Consider the following 20108-nt stretch of genomic DNA (forward strand, 5'->3'; position numbering starts at 1 on the left):
GTGTGATGTTCACTCAAGTGCCGCAACCGCTGGTCTATGCCGAAGCCTTGCTGGCGCAGTTCGCCAGCCTGTCGCGGGCGGCGGATAGCGCTGTGCTGCTGGGTGACTTCGTGCGCGGCCTGGCCGAGCTCAGCGGTTGCGAGCTGACGCAGTTGTACCTGCTGGATGCGACCCACACTTGCCTGGGGATGAACGCCGAGTGCCTGAACGGCGTTCTGCAACCCCGGGAAGGGGCCAGCCTGCCGGCGGATTACAACGGTGAACAACTGCTGCAATTCGCCCTGTGCCAGAACCGCGTGGTGTGCCTCAGCGAGCTGAGCGGCAGCCTGCACGAAACCAGCTTCCTGCCGCCCCAGGCCACGCCCTGGCAGTCGCTGCTGTGCGTGCCGCTGGTCAATCAGCAGAAGGCTGTCGAAGGTTTGCTGCTGTGCGCCAGTCGCCGGGTAATCGACCTGCAAGGCTTTGCCGATTCCCTCGGTCAACTGGGATCGTTCGTGCTCGGCCAACTGCACTTGCTGCAGCGTTTGCGTCAGCCGACCGGTGATACACGCCCGGCGCCGCTCAATGTCCCGAGCGCCAGCGGTTATGGCCTGATCGGCAAGAGCGCGGCGATGCGCCAGACCTATTCGCTGATCAGCAAAGTCCTGCACAGCCCGTACACCGTGCTGCTGCGTGGTGAGACCGGCACCGGCAAGGAAGTGGTCGCGCGGGCGATTCACGATTGCGGACCGCGCCGGTCCCAGGCGTTCATCGTGCAGAACTGCGCAGCGTTCCCCGAGAACCTGCTGGAAAGCGAGCTGTTCGGCTACCGCAAGGGCGCCTTCACCGGTGCCGATCGCGACCGTGCCGGGCTCTTCGATGCGGCCAACGGCGGCACCTTGCTGCTCGATGAAATCGGCGACATGCCGTTATCGCTGCAAGCCAAGTTGCTGCGGGTATTGCAGGAGGGTGAGATCCGCCCGCTGGGTTCCAACGACACCCACAAAATCGACGTGAGGATCATTGCCGCGACGCACCGGGATTTGTCGGTGCTGGTCAGCGAAGGCAAGTTCCGCGAGGACTTGTACTACCGCCTCGCGCAATTCCCGATCGAACTGCCGGCCCTGCGTCAACGCGAAGGCGACATCCTCGACCTGGCGCGGCACTTCGCCGACAAGGCTTGCTCGTTCTTGCAGCGCGATGCGGTGCGTTGGTCCGACGCGGCGCTGGATCACCTGTCCGGTTATGCCTTCCCCGGCAACGTTCGCGAACTCAAGGGTTTGGTCGAGCGCGCAGTACTGCTGTGCGAGGGCGGCGAGTTGCTGGCCGAGCATTTCTCCCTGCGCATGGAAGCCATGCCGGAAGACAGCAGCCTGAACCTGCGCGAACGCCTGGAGCAGGTCGAACGCAGTCTGCTGCTCGACTGCCTGCGCAAAAACGACGGCAACCAGACCCTCGCCGCCCGCGAACTCGGGCTGCCACGGCGCACGCTGCTGTACCGCCTCGGGCGGTTGAATATCAATTTGGGTGACTTCGATGGTTAACCCAAAACAAATTTCTGTGGCGAGTGGACTTCCTGTGGTGAGCAGGCTTTCTGTGGCGAGGGGGCTTGCCCCCGTTCGGCTGCGAAGCAGTCGTAGTCCGGTAAATGTGGTTTGCCTGAATAAACAGGATGGCCGGTTTTGGGGCCGCTTTGCGACCCAACGGGGGCAAGCCCCCTCGCCACAGGGGATCTGCTCTAAGCCTTGGATTAGAGCCTCCCAATCAAACTCATTCGCTTCTGATAGCGCCACCCGAAAGGGTCGGCGCTTTGTGCTTTGTCTACCTCTGGAGACCCTCTGATGCCTGTTCGTCACTGGCAAGCCGTCCTGCTGACCTTCGTCGTTCTATGCGGCCTCGGCGGCTGTAGCGGCAATTACAAATACAACGACAACACCTATCGCCCATTGGGTGATCCGCAGGCGGTCAATCGCGGCAAGTGACCGCAAGGAGCATCATCATGGAACTGGTTTTCGAAATGCTGAACACCAAGCAGTTCGTGCCCACGGATTTGTGCCAGAAGACCTTCAAACAGGCCGGTGGCGTGATCGGCCGGGGCGAGGACTGCGACTGGATCATCCCCGACCGCAAGCGTCACCTGTCTAACCACCACGCGGTGATCAGCTACCGCGAAGGCACGTTTTTCCTGACCGATACCAGCAGCAACGGTATCCAGGACAGCGAAAGCGGCGCGCGCCTGCGCAAGGGCGAGCCGATGCGCATCGAACACGGCAGCGTGTATGTGCTGGGTGACTTCGAGATTCGCGCGCGACTGGTGCGCGACCCGGCGACGTTCGACGTCGAAGTCGGCCGTCCGCAGGCCGCGGGCAGCATCATCCCGGACGATGCGTTCCTCGACCTTGACCCGCTCAATGCCCTCGACCAGCAAGAACGCGTGTACTCGGAGATCGAGGAGCTGATTTCCCCGAGCACGGTGATCGAGGACACCCGTCAGCGCGCCGACTACGCGCGCATCGACATGGAAAGCCTGATGGTGCCGGAGCTGATCGCCGCCCCGGCAGAACCAGCGCCAGCCCCGCTGCCAAAAGCGGTTGAGCGTCAGAGCGAAGGTTTCTGGGAGCACTTCGGTGCGGCGTTGGGCGTGGACCTCAAAGGCCTCGACCACGATGCCCGCGAAGCCCTGGCCCTGAACGCCGCACGCCTGCTCAAGCAGAGCGTCGGCGGTTTGCAGCAGAGCCTGCGCACCCGAAGCGAGCTGAAAAACGAACTGCGCCTGGCCCAGACCACCGTGCAGGGCAGCCAAAAGAACCCGTTGAAATTCGCCGTCGATGCCGGTGAAGCGCTGGGCATTCTGTTGCAGGGCAACAAGCCGGGCCAATTGCCGGCCGAGCAAGCGATCTCCCGTGCGTTCCGCGATTTGCAGGCGCATCAGGTGGCCTTGCTGACCGCCAGCCGCGCCGCCGTTCGCGGCACTCTTGAGCACTTCTCGCCACAACAGCTGACCCTGCGTTTCGAGCGCGACAACAAGCCGTTGCTCGCCACCTCCGGCAGTCGCTGGAGAGCTTATGGGCGTTATCACCAGGCCCTGCGTCAGGACGATGACTGGAGCGAACGTCTGTTGGCCCGCGACTTCGCCCAGGCCTACGAAGAACAGATCCGCCTGATTTCCACCCTTCACACCGACCACCAAGGATGATGCGCATGTCTCGCTGTTCCACCGCTTTTTTCAAGATGCTGACTGCGTTCGCTGCTTTGGTGCTGCTGGCCGGTTGCTCGTCGCTGTCGCCGTATTCCACCGTGACCAAACTCAACCTGAAGCTGACCGCCAGCGATCAATTGAACCCGGACCTCAACGGTCGTCCGTCGCCGATCGTCGTGCGCCTGTTCGAGCTCAAGCACCCGGTGGCCTTCGAGAACGCTGATTTCTTCAGCCTCTACGAACGCGCCAAGGAATCCCTGGCCCCGGACCTGGTGGCCAGCGAAGAACTGGAACTGCGCCCAGGCGAAACCGTCGAGCTCAAGCTCAGCGTGGAAGAGGGCAGCCGTTACGTTGGCGTGCTCGCCGCCTACCGCGACCTGCCGGAAACCAAGTGGCGCTACACCGTGCAAATCACTCCGGTGCAAGTCACCGCGGCTGACCTGACCCTCGATCAGGCCGGCATCCGCAACACCCATGAAACGCTCGCCAAGGCGGATGACTGAACATGAATGCCCATAAAGTCATTTGGCAGGAAGGCATGCTGCTGCGTCCGCAGCACTTCCAGCACAACGATCGTTACTACGACCACCAGATGAAGACCCGCACCCAGTTGCTGGGCAGCTACACCTGGGGCTTCCTCAATCTGGAAATCGACTTGCAGTTCCTCAACATGGGCAAACTGGTGATCAGCCAGGCCTCGGGGATTCTGCCCGACGGCAGCCTGTTCGAACTGGGCGGTAACACCGAGCCGTTGGCCCTGGACGTGCCGCCGAACACCGGCAATACGCCGATCTACCTGGCACTGCCGTTGGTGACGGGTAACCACATCGAGGCCCGCCGCCCGGAGCAATCCGACGTGCTGGCGCGCTACACCGCGTATGAAGCGGAAGTGGCCGACTCCAACGCCGGTGATGACTCCGCCAGCCAGGTCAGTTGCGCCCGTCCGGACTTCAAGCTATTGCTCGGCGAGCAGCAGAGCGATCAGGCCTACGTGAAGCTGAAGATCTGCGAAGTGCTCGACACCACGCCTGACGGCGTGATCAGCCTCGACCCGGATTTCGTGCCGACCTACATTCAGGCGCACTCGTCCAGCTACCTGCTGTCATGCCTCAAAGAAGTGATCAGCATGCTCGGCCACCGGGGCGACACCATTGCCGACCGGATCCGCTCCAACGGCAAGGTCGGTGGCGCGGAAGTCGGCGACTTCATGATGCTGCAACTGATCAACCGCACTGAACTGTTGCTGCGCCATTACCTCGGCCTGGAACAGGTTCACCCGGAAGAGTTGTACCGCACGCTGCTGACCATGCTCGGCGATCTGGCGACGTTTTCCAGCGACAGCAAACGCCCGCGTCTGGACAGCCGTTACCAGCACAGCGACCAGGGCGCGAGCTTCCGCAAACTGATGGAAGCGATTCGTCAGGTGCTGTCGATGGTGCTCGAACAGCACGCCATCGAACTGGTTCTGCAAGCGCGTCAGTACGGGATCATCGTGTCGCCGTTGCACGACCACAAACTGCTGGGCTCGGCTTCGTTCGTGCTCGCGGCCAGTGCCAACTGCGACTCCGAAGAACTGCGCCATCGCCTGCCGGCGCACCTCAAGGTCGGCCCGGTGGAGCGCATCCGCCAACTGGTCAACCTGCACCTGCCGGGCATCAAGGTCAAACCGTTGCCGGTGGCCCCACGGCAGATCGCGTTCCACTCCAACAAAACCTATTTCATCCTCGAACTCAGTTCCGAAGACCTGGCGCAACTCGAACGCTCCGGCGGCTTCGCGTTCCACGTGTCCGGCGAATTCGCCGAGCTTGAACTGAAATTCTGGGCCATCAGGAACTGACCGACATGATCAAGGACATGGAACACACCCAGGACGACAAAACCGTCCTGCTCGACCGCCAGGGCCACGGCCCGGCCTCGAGTCCGCTGACTGACTTCGCGGCACCGCCGCGTTTTGAACAGTTGGAAGAACGGATGATCTACGCCGCGCGCCTGCGCCCGGCCGAAGCGTTCAACATCAGCCTCAATTCGCTGGTGGCGGCGGCGTCCGAGCTGCTGTCGGAAGTGGTGCGGCTCAAACACAGCGACACCCGCGAAGACCTGTACGCGCTCAACGAGCGGCTGACCGCCGGGCTGAAACTGTTTGAAGTGCGGGCGCTGCACAATGGCGCCGAAAGCAGCCAGGTGATGGCCGCCCGTTACGTGCTCTGCACCGTGGTCGACGAAGCCGTAGTCACCACGCCGTGGGGCAACGAAAGCGAGTGGTCGCAGATGAGCCTGCTCAGCAGCTTCCACAACGAAACCTTCGGTGGCGAGAAGTTCTTCCAGCTGCTGGATCGTCTGTCGAAAAACCCGGTCAAGCACCTGCCGATGCTGGAGCTGATGTACCTGTGCCTGTCCCTCGGCTTCGAAGGCAAGTACCGCGTGCAAGCCCGCGGCATGCTCGAACTCGAAGGCATCCGCGACGCTTTGTATCGGCAGATTCGCCAACTGCGCGGCGACGTGCCTCGCGAGTTGTCGCCGCATTGGGAAGGCTTGAACGATCAGCGTCGCAGCCTGGTGCGCATCGTGCCAGCGTGGATGGTGGTGCTGTTCACCGTGGTGTGCCTGGTGGTGATGTATTCGGGCTTTGCCTGGGTGCTGGGCGAACAACGCGAAACCGTTCTGCAACCTTATCAGCAGCTTGATCCGGCCACGGCTCAGCCGCAGTCGAAGCCGTAAACAGGGACGTGTGATGAAAAAGTTTTTCAAGAAAGTCGGCGCATTCCTGCGCCAGACCTGGGTATGGACCCTGTTGCTGGTGCTGTTCGTCGCGCTGCTGGTGTGGTTCGTCGGGCCGCTGCTGGCGGTCAATGACTACAAATTCTGGGAAGGTTCGACCTCCCGGTTGCTGACCATCAGTGTGTTGTTCCTGATCTGGGGCCTGACCATGGTCTTCGTCAGCTGGCGTGCCGGTGTGCGCAAAAAGGCTGTGGAAGCCACCGAAGACGGCCAGGACCGTATCCGCCGTGAAGAGCTGATCGACGAAGAAGAGAAAGAGTTGAAGGTGCGTTTCAAGGACGCCCTGAAAACCCTGAAAACCTCGAGCCTGTATCGCGGCCGCAGCGAACGCTGGCGCAGTGATTTGCCGTGGTACTTGCTGATCGGCCCGCAGGGCAGCGGCAAGACCAGCCTGCTGGACTTCTCGGGCCTTGAGTTTCCGATCAACAAGATCGACCGCAAACTCACCCGCGACACCCTCGGCACGCGGCACTGCGACTGGTACTTCGCCGACCACGGCGTGCTGATCGACACCGCCGGGCGTTACCTGACCCAGCCGGACGCCGAAGTCGATGGCAGTGCCTGGAGCACCTTGCTCGACCTGCTGCGCAAGCGTCGCCGCAACCGCCCGTTGAACGGCGTGCTGGTGACCATTCCGGTGGAAACCCTGCTGGGCGGCAGCGAGCAGGACCTCGAAACCCTGGCCCGCCAGGTGCGTGCGCGCCTGCAAGACGTGCATCAGAAACTGCACGTCGATGTGCCGATTTATCTGGTGTTGAGCAAGGCCGATCGCCTGCTCGGTTTCGACGAGTTCTTCGATCAACTGACCCGCGAAGAAAGCGATCAGGTCCTCGGCACCAGCTTCCGCAAAGAGCAGAGCGGCACCGATGTGGCCGTGCTGCGCGCCGAGTTCGAAGAGCTGCTGCGTCGCCTCAACAGCCAGGTGATCATGCGCATGCACCAGGAGCGCGACACCCAGCGCCGTGGCCGCATCCTCGACTTCCCGCATCAACTGGGGCAGATCGGCGAGCGCCTGTGCCTGTTCGTCGACCTGGCGTTCACCGGCAACCGCTACCAGCGTGTCAGCCAGTTGCGCGGTTTCTACCTGACCAGCGCACCGCACCTGACTCAACAGATGGACCAGACCACCGCCAGTATCGGCGCCAACCTGGGCATGAGCGCCGGCATGCTGCCAACCCTGCGCAGCGGCCGTTCGCGGTTCATTCACCATTTGCTCAGCCGGGTGATCTTCCCCGAGGCCGACCTGGCCGGTCTGGACAAGCGCGAGCGCAGCCGCATCCACTGGGGTCAACGTGCCCTGTACGTGGGCGCACTGGCGGCATTGGCGCTGTTCGGCATGCTCTGGGCGGGCGGCTTTTCGGCCAACTATGAGCGTCTGGAAAACCTGCGTTCCCTGGCACAAACCTGGAACCAGCAACGCTCGGCCCTGACTGCGCGCGATGATTCCATGGCGGTGCTCAAGACCCTCGACACCAGCTACGCGGCGACACAAGTGTTCCCGAACAAAGGTGACGTGTCGTACCACGAACGTGGTGGCCTGTACCAGGGCGAAGACGCCAATCCGGTGGTCAAGAGCGCCTACGAGCGTGAGCTCGAAGCGCAACTGCTGCCACGGGTTACGACGCTGCTGGAAGGGCAGATCCGCGCCAACATGAAGGACCGCGAACGCCTGCTCAACAGCCTGCGCGCATACCTGATGCTGAACATGAAAGATCGCCGCGATGCGGCATGGCTGAAGGATTGGGTCGCTACCGAATGGTCCCAGCGTTACGCCGGCAACACCGCGGTGCAGAACGGTTTGAACACCCACTTCGAGCGTTTGCTCAAGCAGCCGTTTATCTACCCGCTCAACGAACAACTGGTGGCGCAGGCGCGTCAGGTGCTGCGCAGCGAGTCGCTGGCCAACGTGGTTTACCGGATGCTGCGCGAGCAGGCTCGCAACCTGCCGGAATACCGCCTGAGCCAACACATCGGCCCGCAGGGTTCGTTGTTTGTCGGCACCGATTACGTGATTCCGGGGTTCTACACCCAACAGGGTTATCAGCAGTATTTCTCGGTCCAGGGTTCGGCGCTGGTCACCGATATCCTGCGTGATAACTGGGTGCTGGGCGAAGGCTCGGGCATCAGCGGCATGGACTTGCGTCGCCTGATGGTCGAGCTGGAGCAGCTGTACTTCCGCGACTACGCCAACTTCTGGAGCGAAGCGGTCGGCCAGGTGGCTCTGCCCGCGATCAGCGATTTCAGTGAGGGTGCCGAGCAACTGGCGGGCCTGACGTCGGCCAATTCCCCGGTGCTGCAACTGCTGGTGGAAGTGCGCGAGAACACCCGTTTCCCGGCGGAAGCCGAACCGGTTGATGAAGCCGCCGATGCCGCCGCGAAACTGGGCGAGCAGAAGGGCAAGCTCGGCAAGTTGGGCAAACTGGCGTCGGCCGCAGCGGACGCGGCGTCTGACATGGCCGCGACCAAAAACCTGCCGGACACCGCGAAGAAATCCCTGCAACGTCGCTTCGAACCGCTGCACCGCTTGCTGGATGACAACAACGGCCCGGCCGCTGATTTGACTCCGGCCCTGCAAGCACTCAACGACCTGCAAATGCAAATGGCAAGCCTGGCCCGCGCCAGTTCACCGGAGCAGGCCGCGTTCGAAATGGCCAAGACCCGCATGAGCGGCCAGCGTGATGCGCTGAGCACCCTGCGCAATGCGTCGAACCGTCTGCCGCGCCCTGTCAGCGTGTGGTTCAACGTGCTGGCCGAGGACACCTGGCGTCTGGTGCTCAACGATTCCTACCAGTACCTGAACCAGCGTTATCAGAGCGAGCTGTACAGCTTCTACGGCAAGGCGATCAACAAGCGTTACCCGTTCAGCGCCCACAGCACCAGCGACGTCGCGATCAGCGATTTCCGCGAGTTCTTCAAGGCCCAGGGCATCGCCGATCGGTTCTTTGATACCTACATGCGTCCATTCGTCAGTGGCGACCCAGGCAACTACCGCCTGCGCAGCATTGACGGTCACAGCATGCCGATCTCCAAGGTCTACCTCGACCAGATGGCCGCGGCACAAGTGATCCGCCAGAGCTTCTTCGCCATCAACCCGGCCGAGCCGCAAGTGCAGTTCAAACTGGAGCCGTACACCCTCGACCCGGCGGTCAGCCGTTCCGAGTTCAAGTTTGGCGACAAGACCATCGAATACCGCCACGGCCCGATCGTGCCGGTGTCGTTCAAATGGCCGACCGATGCCGAAGACGGTCGCACCAGCCTGGTTCTCGACAAAATGGCTGGCCGCCCGATCGGCATCGAGAAGAACACCGGCCCATGGTCGTTGTTCCGTCTGTTCGACCTGATGCAGACCGAGTACCTGACCGGTCGCGACGTGCTGGTGCTCAAGGCTGATGTGGGTGGCCTGCGCGCCAACTACTTGCTGTCGAGCCAACGCACGCCGAACCCGTTCGACATGGGCGTGCTGCGCACCTTCCGTATGCCGGTGCAGCTCTGATGCTGGTTGCCGGCCCCTGGCGCAGCGCTGCGCGTACCGATCCGGGCAAGGTTCGGGCGCGCAACGAAGATGCCTTTCTCGACTGTCCACAGCAGGGGCTGTGGGTGGTCGCGGACGGCATGGGCGGTCATCAGGGTGGCGACATCGCCAGCCAGTTGATCGTCGCCAGCCTGGCGGAATTGCCGGTGCAGGATGACTTCGACGAACGACTCAAAGGTATTCGCCAGTGTCTGCACTGGCTCAACCGCCGCTTGGGTCAGGAGTTGACCGTCACCGCCGGCCGTCACGACAGCATCATGGGCAGCACCGTGGTGGCGCTGCTGGTGGAAGGCAATCGCGCGGCCTGCATCTGGGCCGGCGACAGCCGCTGCTACCTGTGGCGCGGCCAGCGTTTGTATCAGCTGTCCAAGGACCATTCGCTGCAACAACAACTGATCGACGAACAGAACATGAGCGTCGAAGACGCTCGCGCGCATCCTGCCGCTCATGCGCTGACCCGTGCGGTCGGCGCGGCCGAGCAACTGACGCTGGATGTGTTGGAACTCGAGGTCTATCCCGGCGATGCGTTTCTGTTGTGCAGCGACGGTTTGTATCAAGGGCTGACCAGCGATGCCCTGGGCAACGCCCTGAGCCTGACCGCGCCGCACGTTGCGCTGGAGCGTCTGTTCGACGGCGCTCTGCGTGGCTCGGCCCGGGATAACCTGACTGCCGTGGTGATCCGCCAATGACTGAACTCATGCCACCGATCGACGACCTGCTGGTGACCGAGGAAGAAGCCAATAACCTGACTTACTTCGCTTTCGCCACATCGCTAAACGGAAAGCCGCATCAGGCCAAACCTGCGCTGGCGCCGACCCGGGCCAGCATCAGTGAACTGCCCGACGTGCTGGCGGGACGTTACCGCATTGAGCGTCTGCTCGGTGCCGGTGGCATGGGCGCGGTTTACCGTGCACGGGATCTGCTGCGCGAACAGTTCGGCGATCCCGACCCTTACATTGCGCTGAAAATCCTCAGCGAAGAATTTGCCGAATCGCCGGACGCCAGTGCCTTGCTCTACAGCGAGTTCACCCTGACCCGGCGACTGCGCCACGACAACGTGCTGCGTTTGCACACCTTTGAAGTGGACACCGACTGCCAGCGGGCCTTCATCACCATGGAACTCATGCGTGGGCTGACCCTGGACAAATTACTCTGCGAGCGGCCCCTGGGCCTGCCGTGGTTCGAGCTGCGCGACATCGCGCTGCCGCTGCTTGATGCGCTGGCCTACACCCACGCCCGCGGCGTGCTGCACGGCGACCTGAAGCCGAGCAACGTGATGCTCAGCGAAGAGGGCGTGCGTCTGTTCGACTACGGCCTCGGCCAGGCCGAAGAGGGCATCTTGCCCGGCCTGCCGCACCTGAGCCGCGACCGCTTCAACGCCTGGACCCCCGGCTACGCCGCCCCCGAACTGCTCGAAGGCCAGCAACTCTCAGCCAGCGCGGACGTGTACGGCGTGGCCTGCGTGCTCTACGAATTGGCGGGCGGCAAACACCCGTTCCGCCGCTTGCCGTCGACCGAGGCCCGCGACGGCCATCTCGACCGCGAGCTGCACGCACCTCGGAATCTACCCAAACACTGCTGGCCAGCCCTGCGAACGGCGCTGGCTTTCGATGCGGCCAAGCGCACCATCACCGCCGCCCAATTGCGTGACGCCCTGGGCGCCACTTCGTCTTTGCTGCAACGCCTGCGACTGCGGGCGTAACGGATGACTACCGAACAGGGAGCAAGCAATGTTCAACTCAGCTAACGAAACGCACTTCAGCCTCACCGTCGAAGACTATGCCGGCGACCTGCAAGTGCTGTCGTTCACCGGCACCGAAGGCATCAGCCAGCCGTATCGCTTCGACCTGGAACTGGTCAGCGAAAACCCGGATCTGGACCTGGAAAAGCTCCTGCACAAGCAGGCATTCCTCGCATTCGACCCGAAGGGTTCTGGCATCCACGGCCAGATCTACCGCGTCGCCCAAGGCGATGCCGGCAAGCGCCTGACTCGCTACAAAGTCTCCCTGGTGCCGCACCTGCAATACCTGCATCACCGCACCAACCAGCGCATCTACCAGCAGATGTCGGCGCCGAAAATCATCGCCCTGATCCTCGAAGAACACGGCATCAAGGGCAACGCCTACCGCTTCCAGCTGAGCACCCCGTGCCCGGACCGCGACTACTGCGTGCAATACGACGAAACCGACCTGCACTTCGTCCAGCGCCTGTGCGAAGAAGAAGGCATTCACTACCACTTCCAGCACAGCGAAAAAGCCCACCTGCTGGTGTTCGGCGACGACCAGACCGTGTTCCCGAAACTCGGCCAGCCCACCGCCTACGTGCAAGGCAGCGGCATGGTCGCCGACGAGCCAGTGATCAAAGGCTTCAAACTGCGCCTGGAAACCCGCACCGGCCGCGTCACCCGCCGCGACTACGACTTCGAAAAGCCCAACCTGCGACTTGAAGCGGCGTACAAACCCGACGGCGAAAGCACCGAACCGGACCTGGAAGACTACGACTACCCCGGCCGCTTCCTCGACCGTGCACGCGGCAAATTCCTCAGCCAACGCGCCCTCGAACGCCACCGCGCCGACTACCAACAAGCCGAAGGCCATGGCGACCAGACCACCCTCGTCAGCGGCCACTTCGTGGAAATGTCCGACCACCCACGCACCGAGTGGAACGACCTCTGGCTGCTCACCGAAATCGTCCACGAAGGCAAACAGCCGCAAGTGCTCGAAGAGGCGGTGACCAGCGACACCACCGACAACAAAGACGACTTCCACCAGGGCTACCGCAACCGCTTCCTCGCCACCCCGTGGAACGTGTTCTACCGCCCAGCCCTGGAACACCCAAAACCCCGCGTCCTCGGCAGCCAGACCGCCATGGTCACCGGCCCCAAAGGAGAAGAAATCCACTGCGACCAATACGGCCGCATCAAAGTGCAATTCCACTGGGACCGCGAAGGCCTGGCCGACGACAAAACCAGCTGCTGGATGCGCGTCTCTTCGAGCTGGGCCGGCGACCGCTACGGCGCCATCGCCATCCCGCGCATCGGCATGGAAGTCCTCGTCACCTTCCTCGAAGGCGACCCCGACCAACCGCTGGTAACCGGTTGCCTGTACCACAAGGAAAACCAGGTTCCCTACGACCTGCCAGCGAACAAAACCCGCACCGTCTTCAAAACCCTCAGCTCACCGGGGGGCGGCGGGTACAACGAACTGCGGATCGAAGACAAGAAAGGGGCGGAGCAGATCTTCATCCATGCCCAGCGGGATTGGGATGAAAACGTCGAGCACGACCAGAAGATTCGGGTGGGGAATGAACGCCACGACACAGTGGTGAAGAACACCTACACCGAGCTGAAGGCCGAAGAACACCGCACCACCATCGCCGACCGCAAGACTGAAGCGCGGATGGATGATCACCTGACGGTGGGGCAGAACCAGCACATCAAGCTGGGGACTGCGCAGCTGACCAGTGCCGGGAAGGAGATTCACCTGAAGGCTGGGGACAAGATTGTCATCGAAGCAGGGATGGAACTGACGGTAAAAGCGGGCGGGAGCTTCATCAAGCTCAATGCCGGTGGGGTTACCGTGGTTGGGCCGGTGGTGAAGATTAATGCTGGCGGGTCGGCGGGGAGTGGGACCGGGATTGGGATTAAGCCACCGGTGCTGCCGGGGGCGGCGGATAAGGATAAGGCGGGGAGTTTGATGGATCAGGCGTTGGGGAATGCTTCGCCTGAGAAGGTTAAACCGAAGGCTTTTTTTGTGTTTTCTGAGTGATCGACATGAATGGTGTTTTGAAGAAGAGTGGTGGCCTCGCTGTAGCGGTTTTCACCGCGTCGCTGCTGAGCCTGTTTCATGGCAGTGCTTATGCGGATGAATGCCCGTCTGAGGATTTTGCCCAGTTCCTTCCGGCGTTCTCTGCGAATGCTGAAACTCAGCAGCGGTTGACTGCGATGACGGTGAAGTCGCTGGTTTTGAAACCGGTGGGAGAGCATGGAGTTTTTGAGCCACAAACGACGGGAGTTAACAGCTCCAATTTGGCGTTTCCGCTAATGGCGCCTGTGGGCACAGACAAGACTGAGGGTGTTGAGGTCGAAGCGATCGACGATAGTCATTTCAACGTAGTGGATAAGCGAGCGGGCAACAGCAACATCAAGATTTTCAACTTTTCTCGACAAGCGTGTTGGGTCTTGGAGGGAGTTGAGGATTGGTCGATTAGTGAGAAAGATCTCGTAGTGGCGAGCAATCCTCACATGAGCAAGGCAGAGAGCTTTTGCTTTCAACGTGCGGAAGCCTTTAGAGGTTTGGGGGGGCTGGAGCAGTACCGACTCACGGGGGAGTTGTTTGAAGCCTCTCTGGAAAACTATCTATGCGCTGCAGCTTCCGGCGATCCTCAAGCCAGTTTGAATGCTGCAAGTTTGAGTCTTTCCGGTATGGCGCCGCAGTTAAAAAACGAGAAGGTTGAGCAGCTATTCAAGGCAGCAGCAACCACCTTGCCGGAGGGGGCAATGAGTCTTTCGTTATTTTATTGCGTTGGTAACAACATTTCCTCTGACGGTCCTTGCCAGCATCCAGCACAGGCTGAAGAAGCGCTGACGCACGCTGCCCGTATGGGAAGTGCCTTCGCGATAAATGCACTCGGGCGTGCCTTTGAAACGGGAGAATTGGTTACAAAGGACATGTCCAGGGCGGTTGCTTGCTACCAACTCGCTGCCAAACAAGGCAGTAAAGGGGCTATCGCACATCTGGACCGCTTGAATAAGCAGCCAGCCGGAACTTTCAAAGCCAGCTATTGCTATTGATTATTGCAGGAAGCAGAAATGACAGAGCCACTTGATTTTTCGAGCAACTATACCAGCGCTAATTATAGATATAAGGAGGGAGGGAACGGTTTTGACGTTGAGAATGGAAAAAAAGTTGTCGACTGCTCTCATATGGTTAACTTGCTGCTTACAAGTGCCGGCTACGAAGTCCCTTATCAGAATACAGCGGCTCTCAATGACGGGGAGGCCCTTCAATACTATGATGTGATTAGTCCTGCTAATGTAAGGCGTGGAGATATCGTCCTCTGGATTAACGCAACGTCCAATCATGAAAATAAGACGTTAAATCATACGGGGATTGTCGAGTTTTATGACAGCACATTAGACTCTGAGTTTGGCGAGTTCTTTGGGGCACAAAGTTCTGGTCCAGCCACTGCACCATTCGGCGCTTTGGGGAAGGCTTGGTATTGGCCAGTTCCTACAAAGTTTTTGAGAGTTAAAGAGTCGACAAGGACGGGGGGGAATCCAACTCCGACACCTGCCCCTGCACCCGCTCCCGCCCCTGTTCCAGCGACATCGCCGTTAATGAACTTCCAATATCCTTTTAGAAAGGCTGACGGAAAACAGTTCACTGATGCTGAGGAAGTCTACAAAGCACTTGAGGGTGAAAAGTCAGGCCATTACCTACTGGGGAGCAACAAATTTTGGCATGGCGGCATCCACATCAGCGATGCAAGTGCCCCACAATGCGTACTGAATGAGCCGATACGCTGCATGGCCGATGGCGAAGTCGTTGCGTATCGCCTTAACGAGGATTATTTGGAGTCGACCTTCGGTGACAACGAGAAAAAGCTGAAATATTCCAACTCCTTCTGCCTGGTGCGTCACGAGTACAAGTCGGCACCCAATCCGGAAGAAGGGCCGAACAAAGGCAAGCAAAACAAGCTGAACTTCTACAGTCTGTATATGCATTTGTTGCCTTATAAGCGCTACCCGCTATCCGAGGAAGAAACACCAAAACCCAAAGTGACCATGAAGGTAAATGACTTCAAGGCATACGACGAGTTTCCCGAAACAAGCAGCGTTCAGTCACCCGGAAAACTGGCTATGGGCACCAAGCTTGAGGTGCTGGAGGAGAGACGCGTCGGTAACGTCACCTATGCCAAAGGAAAAATTCTTTCTGGCAGTGTAAAGAACGGGTCGCACAAAGTTCGTGAAGCAGGGAGAGAGGTCTGGTTCGCCTATTTGAAGAATGATGCACCTTACCAAAACTCCCAACCTAAACGTATTTGGCTCGCGGACGATGTTCCAGAACGTGCGAAGCCAAAGTATTGGCAAGGGAAAGTAAAAGCTAGGACGTGCAAACGCTTGGCGATGTATGCCGCACCAGCGAGCTCTACGAATGGGCAACCTGCAGGTGCGCGTATAGAAGAAAGTCGAGAGATAACGGTCAGCAGCACTATTGCGTTCGATAGCAAAGATGTTGTGAGCCTGGTTCTCGACAACAAATTGCGGCGAATGGCCCCATGTACACCGGTGGTAGCTAGCATATGGACAGGCACGGGGAACGTACCAGCAAATTTCTGGGCCATTGTCGAAAACGATCCGGATAGCCAGTACGTGCAGTGGGAGACGCTCACGCCTACAGAGTTTGAGGTTGTGACGACTAGCATTGGAATCAAGGCTGGCGACCCGATCGGTTACTTGGGTAAAACTGAAAATCTCGTCGACGAACAGGGCATGACGGACAGTAAATTCCAAGTTCATGTTGAGATATTCAGCGCCGAAGCCGACGTTAATGATTTCCTCGATAACGTCGCCGGTTTGAAAATTGGTAGGCAGTACCTGCATTTACCGGTAGGTACGCAGCTTAAGAAAAAATTGCCCGCTACCGGGACGAGTGATCCTTCCAAGAATGAGCATGCTATCGACTTGGGTAAGGTGCCAGTTGTCAAGGAGGGCAGCGAGGATTGGTATGAAGTCTCCGTCATTGAGGACGATCAACCGATTTCCGGATTGATAAAAAAATCTGACGCGAAAATGATCACTCCACACGATTGGAAGAAAATGGGCTTTCAAATTGTGGAGGAAAGTAACCCGAAAGCCGATGGCTTTCTTGATCCTGAGGATATGCCCCAGTTCTTTAAGGATCTTTTCAAGAAAATAGACAAAAACGGTGATGGTGAAGTAGAACCTACTGAGCTTGCTGAGGCATTGAAGGGTGCTGCCACAAGAGACCAATGGACAAAGCTAGTAGCCCACCATCCTACAGAGTGGAAAGAAGAGTCGGGATCTGAAAAATGGAAGAGACTAGACTCACTTTTGGAGGTTTCAAAGAAACGTCTGGCACATGAGAAAGAAAGAATAGATGGGTATGTTTTTTGGGATAAGTTGTCTGATAAGTCCCCGGTTGCTTCTGGGTTGATTTATCACTTTCATCCTGTCGGGTTTGTTGCCAATTTTCTAGCCATGGAAGATGACAATGACTTGAAGTGGCTTAAAGTCGATAAAGGTCAATTAACATTTGATGCGGAGGGAAATGATCTGGAAGATTCCGCGAACCCTTTGCACCAGTATTTCAGTCGGAAAGTGCATTGGCCAGGTGGTGCGTCCGGTATTACGATTGGCAGGGGATATGACCTTGGTCAAAAGTCGGATCCACAGGGTGATCTTGCAGCGGTAGGCATTTCTGAGCCATTACTAGGTTGGTTGATAGGGTCGAAGGGCCTAAGCGGTACTGCCGCTAGAGATTATCTTAATAATGCCAGTCCTGAGATTCGGAAAATCTTTATTACGCGTAAGCAGCAGTACAAATTGTTTACTTCTGTTTATGACGATATGAAAAATAAAGTTATTACAATATCAGGGCAGGCTTTTAATATTGGTGAGTACGGTGCGTTGAATTGGGATGCGATTGATCCAAAAATTCAAGATATGATTGTGGATCTGAGGTATCGAGGGGATTATACGCCGACATCAAGGATATTGGTTCAGCGGCCTTTTGTTCAAAACAATAGGGCTGAATTGAAGTCTATTATGTCCAATCAAAACAATTGGTCAAATGTTCCGTTAGATCGCTTTACTAGGCGTAAAAATTATCTATAAGGTGAGAAATGAAAAACTTAATGCTGTTGGTAGGTTTGGCTTTTTCCTGCTGCGCCTTGGCCGCGGATGAAAAAGATCCAGTTGTAAATATATATAAAGCCGATACGGCTGTCATTTCTGGTAAGTTAGTTCGCTACTATCAGTCGCTGGGCAGCCCTTGCATAAAAGTTCAGGTCCTAAAGCCAGGTGGCAAAGGTGCTGCCAGTAACTCAATGGATTTTTGCAGTATTTCTGGAAAAGGCTTCAACACCGATTTCTCGGAGGTTGTGCTGGAAAAAGGAGAGTTTTCCAATAATGAACTTTTATTCACTCTAACTCTTATGTCTCTAACACAGGGCGCAGACATTACTGAGGTATGTAAGTTTAAGATTGACGGTGAAGCGCTCAGTGGGCCGAGCTGTGATACGCGCTAATGCTCTTAACAGGCGTAAAGGGGGCGGATTTATTTGTGAGATGGATTTAACTTTCGATAAATAAATCTGTCCCGAATGGTACTTGTGTTAATGGTTGTTGCGAACGAAAAAGCATACACATATTACATTTATCGCATGAAATGGGGGCAGACCACGCTTCAATAATTATCTGTAAAGAAATGAAGTGGGGCCCGACCACGATTCAATAATGATCTGAAAAACGTGGTCGGGCCCCGTGTTCTCTGGGGGTCGCCGACTCTAACGATATACCGAAAATGACCAGGCGTATTAGAGGGGATGGTAATTTAGTTGGAACGGATTCGGAACATCCCTGGCCGCCTGAAGCTCATTTCACGGATCGAGAAGCAATGACAAATAAATTACTAAAGTTTTTTTGAGGCGTACCCGAATGATTCGACTGATCATACTATCGCTTTTTATCTACAGTGGCGCGGCTTGGTCTAACCCAGTAGAACATAAGCTATTGTGTAAAGATTCTGACCAAGATTCCGACTCAGAAGTTGGTTTGGTGCTCTCTTTCGAAGGGGGGACTTTTTCTCTTAAAAATCCTGATCGCGGGTGTCGGTCTGATTATATCTATAGAGAGGCGTCAGATAAACCTAGCGATTCCGTCATATTTTCTTATCCAACCAGTGATGATATGGGGCTTAATGCTCAGGTCATGATTTTTTCTGCTTCAGCTAAAGGCGGTGAAGCTAACTATATTGGATCTATTCCTGCTAGCGCCTCTGAGTTGCAGGACGGGAGCTACAAAGATATTCAACAATCTGGCGGCTCAATATACGAAAGTATTTATCGTATTGATGGCGCTAAAGTTTTGACTTTGACGCCAAGCAAGGAGTTGATCATTTCCGATGAACAATGTGTCTATAAAGAAAAAAGTAGTAGTGCTTGTCGGAAAATGCGGGGTAGCTTTAAACACCCTATATGTGTTTTTAACTACGGTGAACGTAAAGTTCTTGCCGACGCGGATGAATGCGCGGATATGAGCGAGAACCTTTAAAACTTGACAGCGAAAAGGGGACTGATTTATTTACAAGGTAGCTTTGGCTGTTGATAAGTAAATTTTTCCACTTTTCTGTTAGCATTCATGCTATGGATTGTCTGAATTGGTAACCTCTCCGCCGAGTGTGTTCCATAAGAGGGTATTATGATGAGGTTACACACTTGCTGGCAGTGGCTGATTGCGTCAATTCTGGCGTCTGGTGTTGCTCACGCAGATTCGTTAGAAGCGTGTGGGGCATTTATACCTGAAATACCTGGGTTTAAAGTGACGGTGAAATCGGAGAATAGTATTTGCTATGGGGAGTTGGTTTCTCTCGTAGAGTTAAGTCCACCAATCCTTGTTGAGGAAAACACTTTTACCATCCGGCCGATTTCATTTCGAAATGCGCTAAAGGAGTCTGGGCGCTTTAGTAGAAAAGGTGGCTATATTTATAATTACTCGGTAGATGGAGCTATTGAACAAGTTTCTGAGAAAGGAAAGGTGAACGTTGAACGTTCAGTTGCGTTTGGGGCAGCAGAGCTGCGAGTGACAATGTCCCCGTTTACTCTGTGGGATTCAGAAAAAAGCATTAGCAAAGTGCAGGAAAAATTTTCAATCTTGAAGTCTGGCTTAAAGTTTAGTTGTTTTTACGGTCTCGTGGGTGTGGGACGCTCGACAGCGACGTTGTCTGCGTGTGTACCTAAGTCCTCTAATAAAACGGACCCTACCATTGAAGATATCAAGGCTGCGTTTGAGAAAATAAAGCCTTTACGCGGATGAAGATGGGTAAGCGAAAAGGGGGCAGATTTATTTACGAAGGCCAGCCTCCGCAAAAAATAACAGCAGCTCTTTCCTACCCCTGTGACTAGTTCTAAGGCGCGCCCTTTTCTCCTGAACGGATTCGAGATGAAAAAGCTACTCCCGTTACTCATATTTTTCCTCCCCCTGACAGCCCACAGCCAAGTCACCTCCGACAACTACTGCTTCGAAGGCACCAACTCGATCAAGTTCGAGTTCCGAACCTTCTACGACCACGACAGCAATTGGTCGGGTGGTTTCGTCAAATACGCCAAGTCGAAAACGCCCATTTCTATCGTGCTGACGGATCACCAGGAGGAAATACTCGATCCTGACGCGCCATCGCAGCTCACCTCGACTTGGTCCGAGATTGTCGACGGCAAGGTCACGGGAACCTATGAGTGGGTCACCCAAGCGGCGATGAGCGTTTCGATGGTGTACACAAAGAAGTCCAACGGCAAGGAATACAGTTTCCTGCTTAACCCCAATGTCGATGTTTCTCTAGACGGTGGTTGCAAGTGGGAGCAGGGCGATCAATGACTCGG

Annotated in this window: 16 protein-coding genes; all 16 read left to right on the forward strand. The window is 57.2% G+C overall.

From position 1 onward, the window contains the following. Nucleotides 1–5 precede the first annotated feature (5 nt). The 16 genes from AC1DQM_RS09810 (at nucleotide 6) to AC1DQM_RS09885 (ending at nucleotide 20103) form a co-directional block, all read left to right on the forward strand. A complete protein-coding gene (locus AC1DQM_RS09810; RefSeq protein WP_477746095.1) occupies nucleotides 6–1523 on the forward strand; it encodes a sigma-54 interaction domain-containing protein in 1518 nt (505 codons plus the stop codon). A 297-nt stretch (nucleotides 1524–1820) separates the two neighbouring features. Next, nucleotides 1821–1961 carry a hypothetical protein gene (locus AC1DQM_RS09815; protein WP_018927443.1) on the forward strand — a complete coding sequence of 47 codons (141 nt, stop codon included), beginning with the start codon at nucleotides 1821–1823 and terminating at the stop codon, nucleotides 1959–1961. 17 nt (nucleotides 1962–1978) lie between these two features. Further along, nucleotides 1979–3175, forward strand: a complete 1197-nt coding sequence (gene tagH, locus AC1DQM_RS09820) for a type VI secretion system-associated FHA domain protein TagH (protein WP_018927444.1) — start codon at nucleotides 1979–1981, stop codon at nucleotides 3173–3175. Nucleotides 3176–3180: 5 nt separating this feature from the next. Next, a complete protein-coding gene (gene tssJ / locus AC1DQM_RS09825; RefSeq protein WP_018927445.1) occupies nucleotides 3181–3681 on the forward strand; it encodes a type VI secretion system lipoprotein TssJ in 501 nt (166 codons plus the stop codon). Between the two features lie 2 nt (nucleotides 3682–3683). After that, complete coding sequence (gene tssK, locus AC1DQM_RS09830; protein ID WP_018927446.1) at nucleotides 3684–5015, forward strand: type VI secretion system baseplate subunit TssK; 1332 nt, start codon at nucleotides 3684–3686, stop codon at nucleotides 5013–5015. Between the two features lie 5 nt (nucleotides 5016–5020). Beyond that, nucleotides 5021–5896, forward strand: coding sequence for a type IVB secretion system protein IcmH/DotU (gene icmH, locus AC1DQM_RS09835; RefSeq protein ID WP_018927447.1), 876 nt, complete (start codon nucleotides 5021–5023; stop codon nucleotides 5894–5896). A gap of 13 nt (nucleotides 5897–5909) precedes the next feature. Beyond that, nucleotides 5910–9449 (forward strand): type VI secretion system membrane subunit TssM, encoded by a 3540-nt coding sequence (gene tssM, locus AC1DQM_RS09840; RefSeq protein ID WP_477746096.1) that lies wholly within the window; start codon nucleotides 5910–5912, stop codon nucleotides 9447–9449. Further along, on the forward strand, nucleotides 9449–10177 hold the full coding sequence (locus tag AC1DQM_RS09845) for a PP2C family protein-serine/threonine phosphatase (RefSeq protein WP_477746097.1): 729 nt from the start codon (nucleotides 9449–9451) through the stop codon (nucleotides 10175–10177). Before tssM ends, AC1DQM_RS09845 begins: the two co-directional genes overlap by 1 nt. Then, nucleotides 10174–11190, forward strand: coding sequence for a serine/threonine-protein kinase (locus tag AC1DQM_RS09850; protein ID WP_477746098.1), 1017 nt, complete (start codon nucleotides 10174–10176; stop codon nucleotides 11188–11190). Before AC1DQM_RS09845 ends, AC1DQM_RS09850 begins: the two co-directional genes overlap by 4 nt. A 28-nt stretch (nucleotides 11191–11218) precedes the next feature. After that, nucleotides 11219–13255, forward strand: a complete 2037-nt coding sequence (locus AC1DQM_RS09855) for a type VI secretion system Vgr family protein (RefSeq protein ID WP_477746099.1) — start codon at nucleotides 11219–11221, stop codon at nucleotides 13253–13255. Nucleotides 13256–13260: 5 nt separating this feature from the next. Beyond that, nucleotides 13261–14280 carry a tetratricopeptide repeat protein gene (locus AC1DQM_RS09860; RefSeq protein ID WP_477743557.1) on the forward strand — a complete coding sequence of 340 codons (1020 nt, stop codon included), beginning with the start codon at nucleotides 13261–13263 and terminating at the stop codon, nucleotides 14278–14280. A gap of 18 nt (nucleotides 14281–14298) precedes the next feature. Beyond that, nucleotides 14299–17346: a hypothetical protein gene (locus AC1DQM_RS09865; protein ID WP_477746100.1), complete on the forward strand. Its 3048-nt coding sequence runs from the start codon at nucleotides 14299–14301 to the stop codon at nucleotides 17344–17346. A gap of 8 nt (nucleotides 17347–17354) precedes the next feature. Further along, a complete protein-coding gene (locus AC1DQM_RS09870; RefSeq protein ID WP_477743559.1) occupies nucleotides 17355–17759 on the forward strand; it encodes a hypothetical protein in 405 nt (134 codons plus the stop codon). 409 nt (nucleotides 17760–18168) lie between these two features. Beyond that, on the forward strand, nucleotides 18169–18783 hold the full coding sequence (locus AC1DQM_RS09875) for a hypothetical protein (RefSeq protein ID WP_477746101.1): 615 nt from the start codon (nucleotides 18169–18171) through the stop codon (nucleotides 18781–18783). Between the two features lie 147 nt (nucleotides 18784–18930). Beyond that, the gene (locus AC1DQM_RS09880) at nucleotides 18931–19545 is read left to right on the forward strand and encodes a hypothetical protein (protein ID WP_477746102.1); all 615 of its coding nucleotides are present in this window, start codon (nucleotides 18931–18933) and stop codon (nucleotides 19543–19545) included. Between the two features lie 126 nt (nucleotides 19546–19671). After that, nucleotides 19672–20103 (forward strand): hypothetical protein, encoded by a 432-nt coding sequence (locus AC1DQM_RS09885; protein WP_477746103.1) that lies wholly within the window; start codon nucleotides 19672–19674, stop codon nucleotides 20101–20103. Nucleotides 20104–20108 lie beyond the last annotated feature (5 nt).

Source organism: Pseudomonas sp. 01L34 (assembly GCF_056400265.1).

Bases quoted from the DNA above. Each gene is read 5' to 3' on its own strand.
- AC1DQM_RS09810 (WP_477746095.1), top strand. From the start codon at position 6: ATGTTCACTCAAGTGCCGCAACCGCTGGTCTATGCCGAAGCCTTGCTG.
- AC1DQM_RS09815 (WP_018927443.1), top strand. From the start codon at position 1,821: ATGCCTGTTCGTCACTGGCAAGCCGTCCTGCTGACCTTCGTCGTTCTA.
- tagH (WP_018927444.1), top strand. From the start codon at position 1,979: ATGGAACTGGTTTTCGAAATGCTGAACACCAAGCAGTTCGTGCCCACG.
- tssJ (WP_018927445.1), top strand. From the start codon at position 3,181: ATGTCTCGCTGTTCCACCGCTTTTTTCAAGATGCTGACTGCGTTCGCT.
- tssK (WP_018927446.1), top strand. From the start codon at position 3,684: ATGAATGCCCATAAAGTCATTTGGCAGGAAGGCATGCTGCTGCGTCCG.
- icmH (WP_018927447.1), top strand. From the start codon at position 5,021: ATGATCAAGGACATGGAACACACCCAGGACGACAAAACCGTCCTGCTC.
- tssM (WP_477746096.1), top strand. From the start codon at position 5,910: ATGAAAAAGTTTTTCAAGAAAGTCGGCGCATTCCTGCGCCAGACCTGG.
- AC1DQM_RS09845 (WP_477746097.1), top strand. From the start codon at position 9,449: ATGCTGGTTGCCGGCCCCTGGCGCAGCGCTGCGCGTACCGATCCGGGC.
- AC1DQM_RS09850 (WP_477746098.1), top strand. From the start codon at position 10,174: ATGACTGAACTCATGCCACCGATCGACGACCTGCTGGTGACCGAGGAA.
- AC1DQM_RS09855 (WP_477746099.1), top strand. From the start codon at position 11,219: ATGTTCAACTCAGCTAACGAAACGCACTTCAGCCTCACCGTCGAAGAC.
- AC1DQM_RS09860 (WP_477743557.1), top strand. From the start codon at position 13,261: ATGAATGGTGTTTTGAAGAAGAGTGGTGGCCTCGCTGTAGCGGTTTTC.
- AC1DQM_RS09865 (WP_477746100.1), top strand. From the start codon at position 14,299: ATGACAGAGCCACTTGATTTTTCGAGCAACTATACCAGCGCTAATTAT.
- AC1DQM_RS09870 (WP_477743559.1), top strand. From the start codon at position 17,355: ATGAAAAACTTAATGCTGTTGGTAGGTTTGGCTTTTTCCTGCTGCGCC.
- AC1DQM_RS09875 (WP_477746101.1), top strand. From the start codon at position 18,169: ATGATTCGACTGATCATACTATCGCTTTTTATCTACAGTGGCGCGGCT.
- AC1DQM_RS09880 (WP_477746102.1), top strand. From the start codon at position 18,931: ATGATGAGGTTACACACTTGCTGGCAGTGGCTGATTGCGTCAATTCTG.
- AC1DQM_RS09885 (WP_477746103.1), top strand. From the start codon at position 19,672: ATGAAAAAGCTACTCCCGTTACTCATATTTTTCCTCCCCCTGACAGCC.